This window comes from Arthrobacter sp. 49Tsu3.1M3, from assembly GCF_900168135.1.
Classification (GTDB): Bacteria; Actinomycetota; Actinomycetes; order Actinomycetales; family Micrococcaceae; genus Arthrobacter.
In genome coordinates this window covers 183,954-202,695 of record NZ_FUZD01000002.1, presented here as the reverse complement: position 1 = coordinate 202,695, position 18,742 = coordinate 183,954, and the positions used below count along the sequence as shown (strand labels likewise).

At 65.5% G+C, this 18,742-nt stretch carries 15 protein-coding genes and 1 tRNA gene; 3 read left to right on the top strand and 13 right to left on the bottom strand.

Annotation, left to right across the window (positions count from 1 at the left end):
• Positions 1-93: 93 nt before the first annotated feature.
• Positions 94-3,609, bottom strand: coding sequence for a DNA-directed RNA polymerase subunit beta (rpoB, locus tag B5X90_RS03850; RefSeq protein WP_028275121.1), 3,516 nt, complete (start codon positions 3,607-3,609; stop codon positions 94-96).
• A gap of 396 nt (positions 3,610-4,005) precedes the next feature.
• On the opposite strand from rpoB, the gene B5X90_RS03845 reads away from it, so the two are divergent.
• Positions 4,006-5,205 (top strand): acetyl-CoA C-acetyltransferase, encoded by a 1,200-nt coding sequence (locus B5X90_RS03845; protein ID WP_079550165.1) that lies wholly within the window; start codon positions 4,006-4,008, stop codon positions 5,203-5,205.
• Between the two features lie 81 nt (positions 5,206-5,286).
• Complete coding sequence (locus tag B5X90_RS03840) at positions 5,287-5,772, top strand: aminoacyl-tRNA deacylase (RefSeq protein WP_079550164.1); 486 nt, start codon at positions 5,287-5,289, stop codon at positions 5,770-5,772.
• A 97-nt stretch (positions 5,773-5,869) separates the two neighbouring features.
• On the opposite strand, the gene B5X90_RS03835 is transcribed toward B5X90_RS03840, so the two are convergent.
• The 10 genes from B5X90_RS03835 to B5X90_RS03790 all read right to left on the bottom strand — a co-directional run bounded on the left by B5X90_RS03835 (position 5,870) and on the right by B5X90_RS03790 (position 14,811).
• Positions 5,870-7,717, bottom strand: coding sequence for a bifunctional metallophosphatase/5'-nucleotidase (locus tag B5X90_RS03835; protein ID WP_079550514.1), 1,848 nt, complete (start codon positions 7,715-7,717; stop codon positions 5,870-5,872).
• Between the two features lie 237 nt (positions 7,718-7,954).
• Positions 7,955-8,329, bottom strand: coding sequence for a 50S ribosomal protein L7/L12 (gene rplL / locus B5X90_RS03830; protein WP_018773652.1), 375 nt, complete (start codon positions 8,327-8,329; stop codon positions 7,955-7,957).
• Between the two features lie 77 nt (positions 8,330-8,406).
• The gene (gene rplJ / locus B5X90_RS03825) at positions 8,407-9,000 is read right to left on the bottom strand and encodes a 50S ribosomal protein L10 (RefSeq protein WP_018773651.1); all 594 of its coding nucleotides are present in this window, start codon (positions 8,998-9,000) and stop codon (positions 8,407-8,409) included.
• 374 nt (positions 9,001-9,374) lie between these two features.
• On the bottom strand, positions 9,375-10,484 hold the full coding sequence (locus tag B5X90_RS03820) for a GNAT family N-acetyltransferase (protein ID WP_028276541.1): 1,110 nt from the start codon (positions 10,482-10,484) through the stop codon (positions 9,375-9,377).
• A gap of 167 nt (positions 10,485-10,651) precedes the next feature.
• Positions 10,652-11,785, bottom strand: coding sequence for a GNAT family N-acetyltransferase (locus B5X90_RS03815; RefSeq protein WP_079550163.1), 1,134 nt, complete (start codon positions 11,783-11,785; stop codon positions 10,652-10,654).
• Positions 11,786-11,959: 174 nt separating this feature from the next.
• Entirely contained in the window at positions 11,960-12,667 is a 708-nt protein-coding gene (gene rplA / locus B5X90_RS03810; protein WP_018773648.1) for a 50S ribosomal protein L1, read from the bottom strand.
• Between the two features lie 184 nt (positions 12,668-12,851).
• Positions 12,852-13,283 carry a 50S ribosomal protein L11 gene (rplK, locus tag B5X90_RS03805; RefSeq protein WP_018773647.1) on the bottom strand — a complete coding sequence of 144 codons (432 nt, stop codon included), beginning with the start codon at positions 13,281-13,283 and terminating at the stop codon, positions 12,852-12,854.
• 129 nt (positions 13,284-13,412) lie between these two features.
• Complete coding sequence (nusG, locus tag B5X90_RS03800; protein WP_079550162.1) at positions 13,413-14,261, bottom strand: transcription termination/antitermination protein NusG; 849 nt, start codon at positions 14,259-14,261, stop codon at positions 13,413-13,415.
• Positions 14,262-14,374: 113 nt separating this feature from the next.
• Positions 14,375-14,659 carry a preprotein translocase subunit SecE gene (gene secE, locus B5X90_RS03795; RefSeq protein WP_079550512.1) on the bottom strand — a complete coding sequence of 95 codons (285 nt, stop codon included), beginning with the start codon at positions 14,657-14,659 and terminating at the stop codon, positions 14,375-14,377.
• A gap of 79 nt (positions 14,660-14,738) precedes the next feature.
• Positions 14,739-14,811, bottom strand: a tRNA-Trp gene (locus tag B5X90_RS03790).
• 277 nt (positions 14,812-15,088) lie between these two features.
• Here B5X90_RS03790 and B5X90_RS03785 point away from each other — a divergent pair.
• Positions 15,089-16,306 carry a pyridoxal phosphate-dependent aminotransferase gene (locus B5X90_RS03785; RefSeq protein WP_079550161.1) on the top strand — a complete coding sequence of 406 codons (1,218 nt, stop codon included), beginning with the start codon at positions 15,089-15,091 and terminating at the stop codon, positions 16,304-16,306.
• Positions 16,307-16,591: 285 nt separating this feature from the next.
• Here the strand turns inward: B5X90_RS03785 and B5X90_RS03780 are convergent, their stop codons facing one another.
• Complete coding sequence (locus B5X90_RS03780; RefSeq protein WP_079550160.1) at positions 16,592-17,224, bottom strand: LuxR C-terminal-related transcriptional regulator; 633 nt, start codon at positions 17,222-17,224, stop codon at positions 16,592-16,594.
• 50 nt (positions 17,225-17,274) lie between these two features.
• Positions 17,275-18,657, bottom strand: a complete 1,383-nt coding sequence (locus B5X90_RS03775) for an ATP-binding protein (protein WP_079550159.1) — start codon at positions 18,655-18,657, stop codon at positions 17,275-17,277.
• Positions 18,658-18,742 lie beyond the last annotated feature (85 nt).

The window sequence follows — 18,742 nt, the reverse complement described above, 5'->3', positions numbered from 1 at the left end:
AATTCTGAAGTCTTGGGTTACGGGAAGAGGGAGGTGATGCACCGGGAAAAGTCAGCGCGGCGGTGCCGCTTGCTTTTCCCGGTGCCCCACCTGCTAAACCTCTTCTACGGAACTGGGCTCTGCACGAGACAGATCGATGCCCAGTTCTTCCGCAGCCGTGAAGACTGCGTCATCAGAGTCACGCATTTCAATTGTGGTTCCGTCCGTGGAAAGCACTTCCACGTTCAGGCACAGCGACTGCATTTCCTTGATCAAGACCTTGAAGGACTCAGGAACGCCCGGCTCGGGGATGTTCTCGCCCTTGACGATGGCTTCGTAGACCTTCACACGACCGTGGATATCATCCGACTTGATCGTCAGCAGTTCCTGGAGCGTGTACGCGGCGCCGTAAGCCTCGAGCGCCCACACTTCCATTTCACCGAAGCGCTGGCCACCGAACTGTGCCTTACCACCCAGCGGCTGCTGCGTGATCATGGAGTACGGGCCGGTGGAGCGGGCGTGGATCTTGTCGTCCACCAGGTGGTGGAGCTTCAGGATGTACATGTAGCCGACCGAGATCGGATCCGGGAACGGCTCGCCGGAGCGGCCGTCGAACAGACGGGTCTTGCCGGAAGAGTTAATCAGGCGGTCGCCGTCGCGGGTGACGTTGGTGGAATCGAGCAGGCCCGTGATTTCCTCTTCACGCGCACCGTCGAAGACCGGCGTCGCCACAGTGGTCTGGCCACTCTCGCGCGGCAGGTTCGGCAGCTGCTTGACCCATTCGGGCTCGCCCTCGATCTTCCAGCCGGTCTTGGCAACCCAGCCGAGGTGCGTTTCCAGCACCTGGCCGACGTTCATGCGGCCCGGAACACCCAGCGGGTTCAGGACGATATCAACGGGGGTGCCGTCGGCAAGGAAGGGCATGTCCTCGATCGGAAGGATCTTGGAGATAACACCCTTGTTGCCGTGACGGCCGGCGAGCTTGTCGCCGTCGGTGATCTTGCGCTTGGCGGCCACGTAGACGCGCACCAGCTGGTTGACGCCCGGGGGCAGCTCGTCGTCGTTGTCCCGGTCGAAGACGCGGACACCGATCACGGTGCCGGACTCGCCGTGCGGCACCTTCAGGGAGGTGTCGCGCACTTCGCGGGACTTCTCACCGAAGATGGCGCGCAGCAGGCGCTCTTCCGGGGTCAGCTCGGTCTCGCCCTTGGGGGTGACCTTACCGACCAGGATGTCGCCGGCCTCAACCTCGGCACCGATGTGGATGATGCCGCGCTCGTCCAGGCCTGCCAGGACTTCCTCAGACACGTTCGGGATGTCACGGGTGATTTCCTCGGCACCAAGCTTGGTGTCGCGGGCATCGATCTCGTGCTCCTCGATGTGGATCGAGGACAGGACGTCCTCGGCCACGATGCGCTGGGAAAGGATGATGGCATCCTCGAAGTTGTGGCCTTCCCATGACATGAATGCCACGAGCAGGTTCTTACCGAGGGCGAGCTCGCCCTGGTCCGTTGCCGGGCCGTCAGCGATGATGCCGCCGACCTCCAGGCGCTGGCCTTCGCTTACCAGGACACGGTGGTTGTAGCAGTTGCCCTGGTTGGAACGGGCGAACTTGTTGATGCGGTAGTTGGTTTCCGTACCGTCGTCGTTGAGCATGATGACCAGCTCAGCGGAGACCTCGGTCACCACACCGGCCTTCTTGGCGATGACAACGTCACCGGCGTCGACGGCTGCGGCGCGCTCCATGCCGGTACCGACGAACGGTGCCTCGGAACGGACCAGCGGCACGGCCTGGCGCTGCATGTTGGCACCCATGAGTGCACGGTTGGCATCGTCATGCTCGAGGAACGGGATCAGGGCGGTAGCCACGGACACCATCTGGCGCGGGGAAACGTCCATGAACTCGACGTCGGCGGCGGGAACCAGCACGGGCTCGCCTCCACCACCGCGGGCACGGACCAGGACGGTCTCTTCCGCGAAACGCTTGTTCTCGTCGAGCGGTGCGTTGGCCTGTGCGATCAGGACCTCGGCTTCGTCGTCGGCCGTGAGGTACTTGACCTCATCGGAGACGACACCCTCGGCGACAAGGCGGTACGGGGTTTCGATGAAACCGAACGGGTTGATGCGTCCGTAGGAAGCCAGCGAACCGATCAGACCAATGTTCGGGCCTTCAGGAGTTTCGATGGGGCACATACGTCCGTAGTGGGACGGGTGCACGTCACGAACTTCCATGCCGGCACGGTCACGGGACAGACCACCCGGGCCAAGCGCGGACAGGCGGCGCTTGTGGGTCAGACCCGAGAGCGGGTTGTTCTGGTCCATGAACTGGGACAGCTGGGAAGTTCCGAAGAACTCCTTGATGGCTGCCACGACGGGACGGATGTTGATCAGGGTCTGCGGCGTGATGGCCTCGACGTCCTGGGTCGTCATGCGTTCGCGGACAACGCGCTCCATGCGGGACAGGCCGGTGCGGACCTGGTTCTCGATGAGCTCGCCGACGGCGCGGATGCGGCGGTTGCCGAAGTGGTCGATGTCATCGATCTCGACGCGGAGCTCGTGGTCCTGGCCGTCGCGCTTGCCCATGAGGGTCTTCTCACCGGCGTGCAGGGCAACCAGGAACTTGATCATGGCCACGATGTCTTCAACGTGCAGGACCGAAGCTTCCTTGTCGCCAAGGGAGCGGTCGATGCCAAGCTTGCGGTTGATCTTGTAACGGCCGACCTTGGCCAGATCGTAGCGCTTGGAGTTGAAGTACAGGTTGTCCAGCAGGGACTGGGCAGCCTCAACCGTGGGCGGCTCGCCCGGTCGCAGCTTCCGGTAGATGTCCAGCAACGCGTCTTCGCGGGTCTCGGTGGCGTCCTTCTCCAGCGTCGCGCGCATGGAGTCGTACTGGCCGAATTCCTCGAGGATCTGGCCTTCGGTCCAGCCGAGGGCCTTCAGCAGCACGGTGACGGACTGCTTGCGCTTGCGGTCAAGACGGACGCCGACCTGGTCGCGCTTGTCGATTTCGAGCTCGAACCAGGCGCCGCGGGAGGGGATGATCTTCGCGGTGAAGATGTCCTTGTCGCTGGTCTTGTCGGCGGTGCGCTCAAAGTAGGCGCCCGGCGAGCGGACCAGCTGGGAGACGACGACACGCTCGGTGCCGTTGACGACGAAGGTGCCCTTCTCGGTCATCAGCGGGAAGTCACCCATGAACACGGTCTGCTGCTTGATTTCGCCCGTGTTGTTGTTCATGAACTCGGCCTTGACGTACAGCGGAGCCGAGTACGTTGCGTCCCGGTCCTTGCACTCAGCCATGGTGTATTTGGGGTCAGCGAACTCCGGCTCGGAGAAGCTCAGGGACATGGTGCCCTGGAAGTCTTCGATCGGGGAGATCTCTTCGAAGATGTCGGACAGACCCGAGGAGGTGGCGACGCTGAGGTCGCCTTCTTCGACGGCCTTCGCAACGCGCGCCTGCCAGCGTTCGTTTCCGACCAGCCAGTCAAAGCTGTCGGTTTGCAGGGCGAGCAGATTCGGAACATCAAGGGGTTCGTGAATCTTTGCGAATGAGAGCCGGCGGGTTGCACCGTCGGTGCTGTCGGCATTGATAGCGGTAGCGTTGTTTACATTAGAGGTGCTCGAGGCGACCAAGAGGGATCCTTCCACAGACCTTCAGGCGTTGTCAGATCTCCCCCGTTATGCACTCTGCAGAATGACTCCGCAGCGCTACCAGTCCGGTTCCGCTATATGACCCGGGACCCGCGCTGTCCATAGCTGGTGCACGTGGTAGACGGCACATTGATGGAACAGCTGTCAGGCTAAGCCCACCGCTATATGAAGGCTGAAGGTAAACAGGGAAGACGCAAATATCTACGATACGGCAAAGCAACCTACTTGTCTACCCCACTTCCGGCGGGAATGCAAGCACGAAGTTTGGCGGAATTTTCCCGGCCTCCTCGCGGCGACGGCGTCCACCCTGCCGAATGGATAGGTGACGGGGCTCACGATAACGTAGACATAGTCGAAAGTAGATCGGAAGAAAACACCATGAGCAATCCCGCAGACAACAACGATGTTGTCATTCTCGCCGCCGCCCGCACCCCCCAGGGGCGCCTGAACGGGCAGCTGGCCAGCTTCACCGCCGTCGAGCTCGGCACCCACGCCATCCGCGCGGCCCTGGCCGCCAGCGGCGTCAAGGCCGACCAGGTGGACAGCGTGATCATCGGCCAGGTCCTGCAGGCCGGAGCGGGCCAGAACCCTGCGCGCCAGAGCGCCATCGGCGCCGGCATCGGCTGGAACGTGCCGACGGTGACCATCAACAATGTCTGCCTATCGGGCCTCACCGCCGTGATCGACGCCGCCCGGATGATCCGCAGCGGGGACGCCACGGTGGTGGTCGCCGGCGGCCAGGAGTCCATGACCCGCGCACCTCACGTGCTGCCCGGTTCCCGGCAGGGCTGGGCGTACGGCACGGTCCAGGCCCTGGACGTGGCCGCGCACGACGGCCTGACCGACGCCTTCGACGGACAGTCCATGGGACTGTCGACCGAGAGCAAGAACCTGACCCTCGGCATCGACCGGGCCTCCCAGGACGAGGTGGCGGCCCAGTCGCACCAGCGTGCCGCCCGGGCCGCGAAGGACGGCGTCTTCGACGGCGAGATCGCCCCGATGAGCGTCAAGCAGCGCAAGGGCGATCCGATCGCCGTCACCTCCGACGAAGGCATCCGGCCGGACACGACCGTGGAATCGCTGGCCGGCCTGCGCGCGGCGTTCGTCACGGACGGAACCATCACCGCCGGCAACTCCTCTCCCCTGTCCGACGGCGCTGCCGCCCTGGTGCTGAGCAGCCGGAAGTTCGCCGAGGACAACAACCTCGAGTACCTCGCGGTGGTTGGCAAGCCGGGCCAGGTCGCCGGGCCGGACAACTCGCTGCATTCCCAGCCGTCGAACGCCATCAAGAACGCCCTGGACAAGGCCGGCTGGTCCGCCACGGACCTCGACTTCATCGAAATCAATGAGGCTTTCGGTTCTGTCGCGGTGCAGTCCCTGAAGGACCTCAACTATCCGCTGGAGCAGTGCAACATCCACGGCGGGGCCATCGCCCTGGGCCACCCGATCGGGGCCTCCGGGGCCCGGCTGGCCCTGCACGCGGCCCACGAACTCAAGCGCCGGGGTACCGGCAAGGCGGCCGTGTCCCTGTGCGGCGGCGGCGGCCAGGGCGAGGCGCTGCTGCTGTACCGCGACTAAAACCGGCAACCGGCGCCCCGGAACACCAGGCGGCCGGGGCGGACCGGGAACAGCCACCAGGAGTCAGGAAGGTTTGACGCGATGCCAGAGCAGAAAACGGCCAGCGGCCGCGAGCGGTTCCTTGCCGACGCCGCGGCGCGCGGGCTGCACGTCGAGGTCGTCGAACGCCTCGCCGCCCGCAGCCTTGAGGAGGCGGCCGGCATCCTCGGGATCCGGCCCGCGGATATCGTGAAGTCGCTCGTGGTCAAGCACAAGGACGGCAGTTTCCTGTTCGCTCTGGTCCCCGGCGACCGGCAGATTTCCTGGCCCAAGCTGCGGGCGCTGCTGGGCGTCAACAAGCTCTCGCTGCCGGCGGCGGATACCGCCTTCGAGGCCACCGGGTACGAGCGCGGGACCATCACACCGCTCGGCAGCATCCGCCCCTGGCCGGTCTACGCCGACCAGACCATCGCGGGCCGGCGGATCTCCATGGGCGCCGGGGAGCATGGCTACAGCGCGTTCGTGGACGCGGACGCCCTGACGGCGGCGCTGGGCGCCGTCGTCGCCGATATCACCGAACCCAACTAGCCCGCCCGGGTTAAAAAGCAACGCGGGGTCACTTCACGCCCATCCGGACGGTCGGAATGGGCGCTGAGTGACCCCGCGTTTGCTTTAAAGGGGCGGATCAGGCGGTGACTGTCAGGGGTGCCCCGTTGACGGTGAGCCGCCAGTTGGCCTGGCTGAACACTGCGACGTCCAGGGTGCCGCGGTCCACGACGTAGTCGATGATGCGCTGCCGGATCTCCTGCTGGCTGTTCGAGAGCACCGGCGCGCTCTTCACGGCCGGGAAGTTGCCCCCGCCGCTCTGACGATAGTTGTTGATGGCCAGGGCGAATTCCTGCCCGGGCGCCAGCGCCTGGCCGCCGTAGCTGAGGTTGGCGATCCGGTCCCCCGCCGGGCGGCCGAGGTCGATGTCGTAGTTCAGCGGCGCGTCGAGTCCGTAGACGACGTCGTAGTTGTAGTCGGGTGTGCCGTTCGGGGCCACGGCCGTCACGGCGTTGGTGACATCCTGGGCCCTGGCCGTGGTGGTGGCCACCGGCTGGAAGTACTGCGCGGACCACTCCAGGTAGGCCTTGACCTGCGCCCCGGTGACCTTGATCGCGAGCAGCGTGTTGTCGAAGATGTACAGGCCGGCGACATCGCGGATGGTCAGCGGTCCGGCTTTGACGTCGACGGCGCGGGAGAAGGCCGCCGCAATGGACAGGACGGGCAGTCCTGCCGACGCAGTGTTGGCGAGCTCGGCCTTGATGGTGCTGGCCTGGACGTAATTGATGGCATCGATCGCGGCGGAGTCCTCCCAGCAGGCGGTGGCCGTGCTGAGCGGCGCCGTCGATGTCCCGATGACCTCGTTGACGTAGTTCACCGTCGCTTTGTGCCCGGCCTCCACGGACCGGACGACGGCGGGATCGGCGTCGACGGTCTTGGCGTCCAACAGGTGCGAATGCGCCGCGGTGACGGTCCACTGCCCCTTGTCCCTGGCGAGCTCGAGGTCCATGACGGAGACGCGCATGCCCCACTTGAGCGGCTCGGTCAGGAGCACCTGCTTGCCTGTGTCCTTGTTCGTGACGAAGCGCTCGGGGATCTCCAGGTGGGCGTGCCCGACGAGGATGGCGTCGATGCCGGGGACTTCCTCGGCGAGCTGGGTAGATGCGTTCTCGGGGAAGGGCAGGGCGTCACCGTAGGAGGATCCGGGCGTGGCCCCCGAATGGCTCGTGACGATCACGACGTCGGCCCCGGCCGCCTTCACTTGCGGGATGACCGTCCGGGCCTCTTCGACGATGCCGTTGAAGTCGAGCTTGCCCTGGACGTTGTCGCGGTCCCAGAGGGCGCAGCCCGGCGTCACAAAGCCGACCAGGCCCACCGTCAGCAAGCCGCTGTCCGTCTTGATCCGTTTCAGGACGTAGGGGGTGAAGGCGCGCCCGCCCGAGACGGCGTCGTGTACGTTGGCGCCCAGCAGCGGGAAGTCCAGTTGCCGCTCCCAGGTCCGCAGGAGCCCAATGCCGTAGTTGAACTCATGGTTGCCCAGCCCCACGGCGTCGTAGCCGATTGCGTTCATGGCCAGGGCCATGGGGTGTTTCACAGTTGCCGAGATGGGGTTGATCTTGGCGAAGTAGTAGGCCAGCGGCGTGCCCTGGATGGTGTCCCCGGCGTCGATGGTCAGCGTATTGGCCGCGCCGCGCTCGGCCCGCATGGCGTTGATCAGGGTCGCGGCCTGCGCGATCCCGATCTTGTTCCCTGCGGCATCGGCATAGGGCACGTTCTTAAAGTAGTCCCAGTTGAAAACGTTGTTATGCAGATCCGTGGTGCCGAGCACCGTCAGGGTGAACTGCTTTTTGGCTGTTGTTTTGCCTGGAGCCGGGCCGCCGGCCTGTGCCGCCGGGGGTCCGGCCAGCGCGGCAGCGGCTGCTCCGCCGCCCACGAGGGCTGCCGCAAGCATGGCGCGGCGCGAGGGGGAAGTGTTTGGGTCCGTCATGTGGGTGAACTCCTGGACGTTGGGGCCGGTGGGCACAAATCCAAAGTCTAGGGTCGAGCCATCAAGTGCGACAGGGGTATCAGAAAACCTTTGCCGAATCCTTGGGTACCGTTCACCGGCGGTTGTTTCCGCGCCGGCCAGTCGTTTTCCTTCTGCAGAACGCAGGAAACCCCGCCCACTGGGTGGACGGGGTTTCCTGTGAGCAGTGCGGACCGCGATTGACCCGGACGGCGGGTGTTACTTGAGGGTAACGCGGGCGCCAGCTTCTTCGAGCTGAGCCTTTGCCTTCTCGGCAGCTTCCTTGGTGGCGCCTTCGAGGACAGCCTTGGGAGCGCTGTCAACCAGGTCCTTGGCTTCCTTGAGGCCCAGGGAGGTGATGGCGCGAACTTCCTTGATCACTGCGATCTTCTTGTCGCCAGCAGCTTCGAGGATGACGTCGAAGTCAGTCTTCTCTTCAGCTTCTTCTGCAGCACCGGCAGCGGGGCCGGCAACGGCAACAGCGGCAGCGGTAACTTCGAAGGTCTCTTCGAAGAGCTTGACGAACTCGGAGAGCTCGATGATGGTCAGTTCCTTGAAAGCTTCAATGAGCTCTTCGTTGGTGAGCTTCGCCATGGTGTGGCGTCCTTCCTATAGTGGTGCCCGGCGGCCCTGAGGCTCGCTGTCGCACCGGAGTCTTATGGAGAAGAGGACTAGTTCTCTTCGGGGGCTGCGGCTTCGGCCGGTGCTTCGGCCTCGGCTGCTGCATCTGCTGCGGGAGCTTCTTCAGCGGCGGGTGCTTCGGCTGCTGCCGGGGCACCGTTCTCTTCTTCAAGCTTGAGGCGCAGAGCGTCGATGATGCGTGCAGCGGCGGCGGCAGGAGCCTTGAGGATCCCTGCAACCTTGGCGAGCTGCAGCTCACGGGACTCGAGTGCTGCCAGGGCAGCAACTTCGCTGGCGTTCAGTGCCTTGCCCTCGAAGTAACCGGTCTTGATGACCAGCTGCTTGTTGGCCTTGGCAAAATCCGTCAGGCTCTTGGCAGCTGCAACTGCGTCACCCTTGATGAACGCGATTGCAGTGGGGCCGGCGAGCTGACCGTCGAATGCTTCGACACCAGCTTCCTTGGCTGCAATGGCGGTCAGGGTGTTCTTGACGACCGAGAACTTGGTTTCCTGGCCGAGAGAGACACGCAGCTGCTTGAGCTGTGCAACGGTGAGCCCGCGGTATTCGGTCAGGACAGCGGCGTTCGATTCCTTGAAATCGTTAGTGATCTCAGCTACCGCTGAAACCTTGCTAGGCGTTGCCATAACCCTCCTTCCGGGGATAGTGCCGGTATGTCCGGGTCCCCGCTCAAAAGAGCTAAAACTAAAAAACGCCCCGCGCAGATGCACGGGGCTTGTCTCGACGCGGTCCATGACCGCGGAGCTTTGCTTCGTTCACCTGCGCCGGCCGCCCTATGTTCAGGGTCCTTCGTCCGGAAATCCACTGCGCTCTCCCGGCGCGACTGCAGAGGTGAGTCTTGCTTGGGAGAGTGGATTTCCAACAACCGACGGTCTTTGGTCCTCCAAGCTTACGGGACGCGGCGCGCGTGTTCCAAATCGGGCCCGGCGGACAGGGTCGAGCGGGACTTGAGAGGAAGACTTCAGCGCAGGACTTTAGCGTCCGACGTCGGCCCGGGACTTCAGCTGACAGCCGGTCCGAAGTTGGGGAGTTCTTTTTGCCAGAGACCCGTCACGCCCGCTGTCGTGAAGCCGAGCTGCTGGTTGACCTTCAGGAGGTAGCGGTTCTCCGGGGCGTTCCAGGTGTAAAGGACCCGGGCGTCCGGGAACTGTTCGCTGAGCCGTTCCATGTTGGCGACCTTGATCAGCAGCCCGAGCTTGTTGCCGCGGTGTTCCTGCAGCACCACCGTGTCGTCCTGGAAGACGACGTCCGGGCGCAGGGCCAGGACACTGATGGTGGTCAGGCCCACGAGCGTTCCGCTGGCGATGTGCTCGACGGCGGTGACCACCGTCCGGCGGCCCTGGGCTATGGTGACTTCCTCCGCTTCCCGGAGGATGCCGCCGTCGAACACCATTTCCTGGGCATCCGGCCCCGGCACTTCGTCCTCGCCTGCCTGGTTTTCCAGCGCGGCGACGGCCTCAAGCCATTGGTCAGGACACCGGTCCGTCCAGTGGTGCAGACGGTAGCGGCCGGCATTGGCTTCCTCGGCCTCGGCCTCGAGGTCGGCGACGAGTTTGGTGTCCAGCGGCAACGCGCAGGAGCTGAACTGCTCGATGTGCTGCAGGGTGTAGCCGGTGTGGCGGGCAAATTCCACGTCACGGCTGCCCAGCGGGACGAACCCGACGCCGCTGCCGGGCACGAGCTGTTCGGCCTCCGGGTCCGTCAGGGTTGATCCCGGGTGGTTCGTGTCGATCAGGATCGTGTGGCGGCCCTCGTCCCGGGCGAAATGTTCGGCGGCCGCCAGCAGCTGCCGCCCGACGCCCTGGCGCCGGAATTCCGGCAGGATGTCGAGCGTGAATTCGGCGAGATCGAGGTTGTCCACGAGCGGCAGGGCGATGTCCGCCGTCCCGACAATCACGCCGTCGATCTTGGCAACGAGGATCACCTGGCGTTCGTAGGGGTCCGCCATCTCGAGAAGCTTTTCCTGCGGCGCGTAGGCGAGGTCGTCGGTGCCCCAGGTCTGCATCCGGACCCTGCGCCCCACCTCGATGGCGGCGAGGAAGTCGGCGGCATCGGGCGCGTCAAGGGAATCGGGGATCCACAGCTGCTCAATCCGTACATCGTTTGCCATAGAGGGCATCTTCCCAGCCGTTGTGCCATCCACCATCGGTACGGCCCGGCTCAAACCGGGCTTTCAACCGCCAGCATATGCTGGTTTGGGCCGCTGTTCCATTGGTGACGCCGGGCAGTTTCCGCTCCAGTGGGCGCCCGGCAGCTTCTGCCCCATTCGGCGCCCGGTCAGTTCCCGATCTCATTGCCGGTGGCTGCGCCCGCGGCGACAGCGGTCCGCTGCCACTCGCCGTCGTAGCCGGCCGGTTTGAAGCCCAGCGCGATGTTGATGCCGAGCATGTGATCGTTTTCGGCGGCGTTGTAGGTCAGGACGCGCCGGACTGCGGGGTAGGACTCCTGCAGCAGGCGCAGGTTGCGGATCTTGATGAGCATGCCAAGCCGGTGGCCGCGGTGGCCCGCCGCGACGAGGGTGTCGTCCTGGTTGGCCAGCCATGGCTTGTCGGCTGTTGTCTGCAGGACGGTATAGGCGGCCAGTTCGCCGCTGGCCCGGTGCCGTGCCGCCACCACGAGGGAGGACTGGCCGGCGCGCCGCCAGGTGTCCTCGACGTGGCGGACCCGGGCGACGTCCCAGATTTCCGGTTCATAGCTCAGCGCTCCGGAGGGGGCGTCGGTGCTCATGCGGGACATGAGCACCGCGAGCTGCGCGGCATGTTCCTCCGGGCAGGAATCGATCCAGTGCAGCAGCTCGTAGTCCCCCGCGCGGGCCAGTGCGTCCCGTTCCAGGGCGTCAAAGTCAGCGGCGGCCGGGACGTCGAGCGAACTGAACCGTTCGACCTGCTCCAGACGGTAGCCGGCTTTTCCGGCGAAGCGGACACCCGCCGCGCCGGCAGGCAGCGCCCCGGTCCCCGTGGCGGGCTTGATGAGGTTGGGACCATCGACGTCGAAATCAGCCGGGTGCTCGGTAAAGGTCTGCAGGATTGTGCGCCCCTGGCCGGCGGCCAGCGCCTCGGCGTGCTCCAGCAGTGCACGGCCTATCCCCCGCCCGGCGAAGGCATCCAGGACGCCCACGTGCAGCAGGGCACTGCCCAGATTCTCCTGCAGTTCACAGCGGACCCAGGAGGTGGCCGCCATGCGCCCGTCGACGCGGACGAAGAAGAGCCGCAGCCGGGTGTACGCCGTGTCCCGCCAGTACTGCAGGCGGGCCGCCGCGGACGATGCCCGGTCCAGGTTGCCCCAGGTCTGCAGGATGAGCTCATCGCAGAGTTCCATGAATTCGAGGAACTCCGCCGTGTCAGCGGGGTCGGCGGCTTCAAGGCTGGCGGGCAGGGAGAGTTCCTCGATGAGGTACGACGGCGTAGTCACCGGGACAGCCTAACCGGCAAGTCCGGCGGCACCAAGGGTCCAGGATGCCAAGCGTTTCACACGCCACGGGGTCCCGGCCAAGGACGGCAAAAGGCCGCCCCGCAGTTGCGGGACGGCCTTTGGCTGGAACCGGCGACGTCAGCGAAGCCGGCGGTTCCGAGGATCCGGTGAGGACTAGACCTCGGTCAGGACCTTGGTGACGTTGGGGTCAACCGAGATGCCCGGGCCGAACGTGGTGGCCACGGTGGCCTTCTGGATGTAGCGGCCCTTGGAAGCGGACGGCTTGAGGCGGAGGACCTCTTCCAGTGCGGCTGCGTAGTTCTCGGCCAGCTTGATGGCGTCGAACGAAACCTTGCCGATGATGAAGTGCAGGTTCGAGTGCTTGTCGACGCGGAAGTCGATCTTGCCGCCCTTGATGTCGTTGACGGCCTTGGCGACGTCAGCGGTCACGGTGCCGGTCTTCGGGTTCGGCATCAGGTTACGCGGACCCAGGACCTTACCGAGGCGGCCAACCTTGCCCATGAGGTCAGGGGTGGCGACGGCGGCGTCGAAGTCGGTCCAGCCGCCGGCGATCTTTTCGATCAGGTCATCGGAACCAACGAAGTCGGCGCCGGCTGCGATTGCAGCCTCAGCCTTGTCGCCCGTCGCGAAGACGAGGACGCGGGCGACCTTACCGGTGCCGTGCGGCAGGTTGACGGTGCCGCGGACCATCTGGTCGGCCTTACGCGGGTCAACGCCGAGGCGGAAAGCGACCTCAACGGTGGCGTCGAACTTGGACGGGTTGGTGTCCTTGGCGAGCGTCACTGCCTCGAACGGCGCGTAGAACTTCTCCGCGTCGATCTTGGCCGCGGCTGCCTCATATGCTTTGCTGCGCTTTGCCATGCTGCTTATTTCTCCTTGTGCAGTTGTGGTCTGCGGACCGCGCTGGGCCCTGCCACAGGCGGCATTCCGGCTGGTGTATCCGTTCCGGAATTCCGCTTTTCATTGTTTAGGTGGTGCCGGCTGGCCGGCGGTGCTGACGGCGTCGTGACCGGTTTCCCGATCCCGGCGCATCAGCGATGGGGAATTAACCCTCGACGGTGATACCCATGGAGCGGGCGGTGCCGGCGATGATCTTCGCTGCGCCTTCGAGGCTGGTGGCGTTGAGGTCTTCCATCTTGGTGGTGGCGATCTCGTTGACCTGGGCCTGGGTCAGCTTGGCAACCTTGACGGTGTGCGGGGTAGCCGAACCCTTGGCGACGCCTGCAGCCTTCTTGATGAGCTCTGCAGCCGGCGGGGTCTTGGTGATGAACGTGAAGGAACGGTCCTCGTAGACCGTGATTTCCACGGGGATAACGTTGCCGCGCTGGGCTTCCGTCGCAGCGTTGTACGCCTTGCAGAATTCCATGATGTTGACACCGTGCTGGCCAAGCGCAGGACCGATCGGCGGGGCCGGGTTAGCGGCACCTGCCTGGATCTGCAGCTTGATGAGGCCGGTGACCTTCTTCTTGGGAGCCAATGTAGGTCCTTCTCTCAAATACGTCCTGGGGCACAGGAGCGTGCCTCAGGTTGGTGGCCGCCATGGCAAGGCGGCCGGCCGCTCCGTGGCTGCTAAGCGGGCAGCCCGGGGCGAATTCTTAGGGAACAGCTAGATCTTGCTGACCTGGTTGAACGCCAGGGTGACCGGAGTCTCGCGCTCGAAGATGGACACCAGTACCACGAGGGTCTGGGAATCGATCTTGATCTCAGAGATCGTGGCGGGGAGGGTCTCGAACGGACCTTCCTTGACGATGACCGACTCGCCAACCTCGAAGTCGACGTCGACCTGGGCGGCGGCGTGCTTGACCGGCTTGCCCTTCTCGGCCTGCTCTTCTTCGAAGACCGGCGCGAGCATGGAGAAGACCTCGTCGAGGCGCAGCGGGACCGGGTTGTGGGCGTTGCCCACGAAGCCGGTGACACCGGGGGTGTGGCGGACGGCGCCCCAGGAAGCGTCGGTCAGGTCCATGCGGACCAGGACGTAACCGGGGATGCGGACCCGGTTGATGACCTTGCGCTGGGCGTTCTTGATTTCAACGACTTCCTCCATCGGAACCTGGATTTCGAAGATGTAATCTTCCATGTCCAGGGTCTGGATGCGGGTCTCAAGGTTGGCCTTGACGCGGTTCTCGTAGCCTGCGTAGGAGTGAATGACGTACCAGTCACCCTCCTGGCGGCGCAGCTTGGCCTTGAACTCGTCCGCGGGGTCGACGTCGGCCTTGGCGGCTGCCGCTGCCAGCACGTCGGCGTCGTCAGCGTCGGTCTCATCAGCGTCGGTGTCGTCGGCTGCAACTGCTGCCTCGGCGTCGTCCGCCGCTTCTTCTTCCGCGGCTACGGCCTCGTCAGTGACGTCGGATTCGGGCGCAGCAGACACAGCCTCGGACTCTTCCGCGGCCTCCACCGCGGCGTCCTGGCTCTTATCCAGCTCAGTCTCAGTTACCTCGAGCTCCTGCTCAGACACTTGGTCTCCTGCTTCCTCATTGCCTAACATGCCTATTTAAATGACTCAATTCCGCACACCCCGCGGAATCTCCGGTTTCCCGGGGCATCCACGCAGTCTGCGGACCGGTCGCCTTAGCTGTCCGTGGGGCTGCTGCCGCCGAAGACCCAGCTGACCGCGGTCCCAAAGGCCAGGTCCAGCAAGGTGACGATCACCATCATGATGGTCACGAACACCAGTACCACGAGTGTGTAGTTGATCAGTTCTTTACGGGTCGGTGCGACGACCTTCTTCAGTTCGCCAATGACCTGGCGGATGAAGATCGCGATACGAGCGAAGAAGCCGGGCTTGGCGGCATTCTTGGCGGGGCGGCCTTTGGAGCTGCTGGCAGCTGTTTCGGTCACCTGGTCCTCACTCATCCTCGCAATGATCGGATACCCGGCTCTGAACTGAACCATGGTTGCTGCGCTGGTTCCGGATAATCCGGAACAGCATGCGCAGGGCAGACAGGACTCGAACCTGCAACCTGCGGTTTTGGAGACCGCTGCGCTACCAATTGCGCCACTACCCTTCGGGGAGAAAAATCGCTCCGGCCGATGCGTCCCACAGGCTTCCCTGAGGCGCAGGCCATCATCGTGTTTTCAACACCGGAGAACCAGTCTACGCAACAACTGCGTCTACGTCGAACCGGCCCTCTTCCGGACCCCTGTGTGCCTGCGAAAACCAACTGACAGCCGTCAGTCACATTCGGGTTCAGGCACCCCGGGGGATCCGCTGAACAGCATAGAGTAGATTTCGTCGAATCCCATATCCAGCCTTCCAGCTGCAAGCGAAGAACGGACCCGCCCATGTCTGCTGCCCGCATTTCCCAGCGCATTTCCGCCATAGCCGAATCCGCCACTCTGGCCGTCGATGCCAAGGCGAAGGCGCTGAAGGCAGCCGGCCGTCCGGTCATTGGCTTCGGTGCCGGGGAACCCGATTTCCCGACCCCCGGCTACATTGTGCAGGCCGCCATCGAGGCCGCCCGCCAGCCGAAATACCACCGCTACTCCCCCGCCGGCGGGCTCCCCGAACTGAAGCAGGCCATCGCGGACAAGACCTTCCGGGATTCCGGCTACCAGGCGGCGGCGTCCCAGGTGCTGGTGACCAACGGCGGCAAGCAGGCCGTCTACAACACCTTCGCCACCCTGCTGGATCCGGGCGACGAGGTCATTGTTCCCACCCCGTTTTGGACCACCTACCCGGAAGCCATCCGGCTGGCCGGCGGCGTGCCGGTGGAGGTCTTCGCGGGCCCGGAGCAGGGCTACTTGGTCACCGTGGACCAGCTGGAAGCGGCCCTCACCGAGCGCACCAAGATCCTGCTCTTCGTCTCCCCTTCCAACCCCACCGGCGCCGTGTACTCGCCGGAGCAGGTGAAGGAGATCGGCCAGTGGGCAGCGTCCAAGGGCCTGTGGGTTGTCACCGACGAGATCTACGAACACCTGACCTACGACGGCGTGCCGTTCACCTCGATCGCCACCGCGGTGCCCGAGCTCGGCGACAAGGTGGTCATCCTCAACGGCGTCGCCAAGACCTATGCGATGACCGGCTGGCGTGTGGGCTGGATGATCGGACCCGCGGACGTGATCAAGGCCGCCACCAACCTGCAGTCGCACGCGACCTCGAACGTCTCCAACATCCCCCAGGTCGCCGCCCTCGCGGCTGTGTCCGGGCCGCTGACCGCCGTCGATGAGATGAAGGTGGCATTTGACCGCCGCCGCAAGGCGATCGTCGCGGGCCTGAACGCCATTGACGGTGTTGACTGCCCGACGCCGAAGGGCGCGTTCTACGTGTACGCGGACGTCCGCGCGCTGCTGGGCAAGGAGTTCCCGTCTGCTAACGGTCCGGTGCGGCCGGCCACCTCTGCCGAACTCGCGGCGCTGATCCTGGACGAGGTCGAGGTGGCTGTGGTTCCCGGCGAGGCGTTCGGCCCGTCCGGCTACCTGCGGCTGTCCTATGCACTCGGCGACGACGACCTGGCCACGGGCGTCGCCCGCCTGCAGGACTTCCTCGGCAAGGCGAAGTAGGACGCTCCCTCACCTTTCGCAGGAACATCCCGGACGCTCCCTCACCTTTCGCAGGAAAAACCCGGACGCTCCCTCACCTTTCGCAGCAAAAACCCCGACGCTCCCTCACCCGTGCAGTTTCACGGGTGAGGGAGCGTTCGTCGTCCCACCACCGGAACTGAGGGAGCGTTGGTCATTCGGCCACCGGAACTGAGGGAGCGTTGGTCGTGCGGCCACCGGAACTGAGGGAGCGTTCGTCGTTCCGGCGCCGGAACTGAGGGAGCGTTCGGGCGGGTTTAGGCGGGTTTAAAGGAGGCGGCGCTCAGCGGCCCAGCGGGTCAGCTCGTGGCGGCTGGAGAGCTGAAGCTTGCGCAGCACGGCCGAGACGTGGGTTTCAACGGTTTTGATCGAGATGAACAGTTCCTTGGCCACCTCTTTATAGCTGTAGCCGCGGGCGATAAGGCGCATCACTTCGAGCTCCCGCGCCGAGAGCTTGTCCAGCTCGTCGTCGGCGATGTCCGCGGGGGCCGTGCCGAACGCGTCCAGGACGAAGCCCGCCAGCCGGGGTGAGAAGACGGCGTCGCCGCCGGCCACGCGGCGGACGGCGCCGCTGATCTCCGCGCCGGAAATGGTCTTGGTGACATAGCCGCGCGCGCCGGCCCGGATCACGGACACCACATCTTCCGCCGCGTCGGAGACGCTCAGCGCCAGGAACCGCGTGGTGCCAAGCAGGGGTGCGGAGCCGGCCAGGACCTCGCGTCCGCCGCCACCCCGGCCGCCGGGAAGATGGACGTCAAGGAGCACGACGTCGGGGCGCTGGACTGCGATGACGGCGATTGCCTCCTCCACCGTTCCGGCCTCCCCCGCGACGACGATGTCCGGGTCCAGGTCCGCCTTCAACCCGGAGCGGAAGATGGCGTGGTCGTCCACGATCACCACACGAATCGGCGGGGGATTTCCTTGCACAGGGCTTGCTGATGCTGGGCTGGTCACGGTTTGGCCTCTCCGTTGGCGTTGTTGGCGGCGGCCGCGGCAGTTCCGGCAGAGGCCGAGGCGACGGGCAGCCTGAGCCGCACTTCGGTGCCGTCCTGGCTGCTGGTGATCGCGGCGGTGCCGCCGTGGCGGTTCATCCGGCCGATGATCGATTCCCGGACGCCGAGCCGGTCCGGGGGAACGGAATCCGGGTCGAAGCCCGGGCCCCGGTCCTTGACGAAAACTTCCGCGGCGGCGTCGGTGACTTCCAGGTACACGGACACGGCGCCGCCGCCGTGCCGGGCGGCGTTCAGCATGGCCTCCCGGGATGCCTGGACGAGGGCCTCGTGGCGTTGGCTCATGGCGCAGTCCCCCACGCTGACCACCTCGACGGCGTTCCCCAGGGCGTCCTCGACCTCGGCTGCGGCGGCCTTGATGCCGTCGGACAGCTGGCCGGATTCCTTGTCGGCGTCCCGGTACAGCCAGCCACGCAGCTCGCGCTCCTGTGCGCGGGCCAGCCTGATGACGTCGTGCTCGTTGCCGGCCCGGCGTTGGATCAGGGCGAGGGTCTGCAGCACGGAGTCATGGAGGTGGGCGGCGATCTCGGCACGCTCGGTGGCGCGGACCCGCCCCGCGCGCTCGGTTTCCAGGTCGCGCCAGAACTTCAGCCCCCAGGGCAGGAGCACCAGGGCCACGCCGCCGAGCACGGCCACCGAGGCCAGCAGGGCGAGCCAGGTCTGTTCCCAGGACCCCGAGCCGGACACCATGACCAGCACGCCGGCCACGACGAGGGCAAGCCCGGCCGCGAGGCGGGCCCAGCCGCCGGCCTGGTCCGCTTTGGTCTTGTCCACGAGCCCCGCCCGGCGGGTCTCGTCCAGTTGCATCCAGGCGATCGCGGCGCCGCCCAGGATCGCCGCGACCGGGATGAGGGTACCCAGCGGCACGTCGACCCCCAGAAGCCGGGCGATCAGGATCCCGGCGGCCAGCAACAGGCCCGCGCCCAGCAGGATCTCCTTGCCGAAGGGCATGCCGGAGACTTTGGACCGCCAGGATCCCCGCGCCGCCGTCGTTGGCGTTCCACTGGTTCCGGGGGTTCCCGGCATGCCGGGGGCGACGGGCATGTTTGCGACGCCTGGGGTGTCCGGGAAGCTCACCGCCGGAGCGATGGGCGACGCCGGGCGGCGGGCGTTGCGCCGGGCGCTTTCATCCGCCGTGGGGACCATGATCCAAAGCCAGGCGTAGAACGCCACCCCCGCCCCGCCGGCGAGCGCAGCCACGGCCATGCCGATCCTGACCATGCGCACCGGCCAGCCCAGGTGGTTGGCGAGGCCCGCGCACACGCCGGCAATCACGCGGTCGCTGCTGCGGACCAGCGGCGGGCGGGCGGGCGGGGTTGTCATGCCTCAATCCAAGCACGGATCGGGGTTTCCCGGACGCGTTTGAGGGCCCAACCGGGGGCCACTCAGGGACCGTTCAGGGTGTTCC

What these genes read in the sequence shown, in the direction of transcription:
- B5X90_RS03845 (WP_079550165.1), top strand. Translation starts at nt 4,006, where the DNA reads ATGAGCAATCCCGCAGACAACAACGATGTTGTCATTCTCGCCGCCGCC.
- B5X90_RS03840 (WP_079550164.1), top strand. Translation starts at nt 5,287, where the DNA reads ATGCCAGAGCAGAAAACGGCCAGCGGCCGCGAGCGGTTCCTTGCCGAC.
- B5X90_RS03835 (WP_079550514.1), bottom strand. Translation starts at nt 7,717, where the DNA reads ATGACGGACCCAAACACTTCCCCCTCGCGCCGCGCCATGCTTGCGGCA.
- rplL (WP_018773652.1), bottom strand. Translation starts at nt 8,329, where the DNA reads ATGGCGAAGCTCACCAACGAAGAGCTCATTGAAGCTTTCAAGGAACTG.
- rplJ (WP_018773651.1), bottom strand. Translation starts at nt 9,000, where the DNA reads ATGGCAACGCCTAGCAAGGTTTCAGCGGTAGCTGAGATCACTAACGAT.
- B5X90_RS03820 (WP_028276541.1), bottom strand. Translation starts at nt 10,484, where the DNA reads ATGGCAAACGATGTACGGATTGAGCAGCTGTGGATCCCCGATTCCCTT.
- rplA (WP_018773648.1), bottom strand. Translation starts at nt 12,667, where the DNA reads ATGGCAAAGCGCAGCAAAGCATATGAGGCAGCCGCGGCCAAGATCGAC.
- secE (WP_079550512.1), bottom strand. Translation starts at nt 14,659, where the DNA reads ATGAGTGAGGACCAGGTGACCGAAACAGCTGCCAGCAGCTCCAAAGGC.
- B5X90_RS03785 (WP_079550161.1), top strand. Translation starts at nt 15,089, where the DNA reads ATGTCTGCTGCCCGCATTTCCCAGCGCATTTCCGCCATAGCCGAATCC.
- B5X90_RS03775 (WP_079550159.1), bottom strand. Translation starts at nt 18,657, where the DNA reads ATGACAACCCCGCCCGCCCGCCCGCCGCTGGTCCGCAGCAGCGACCGC.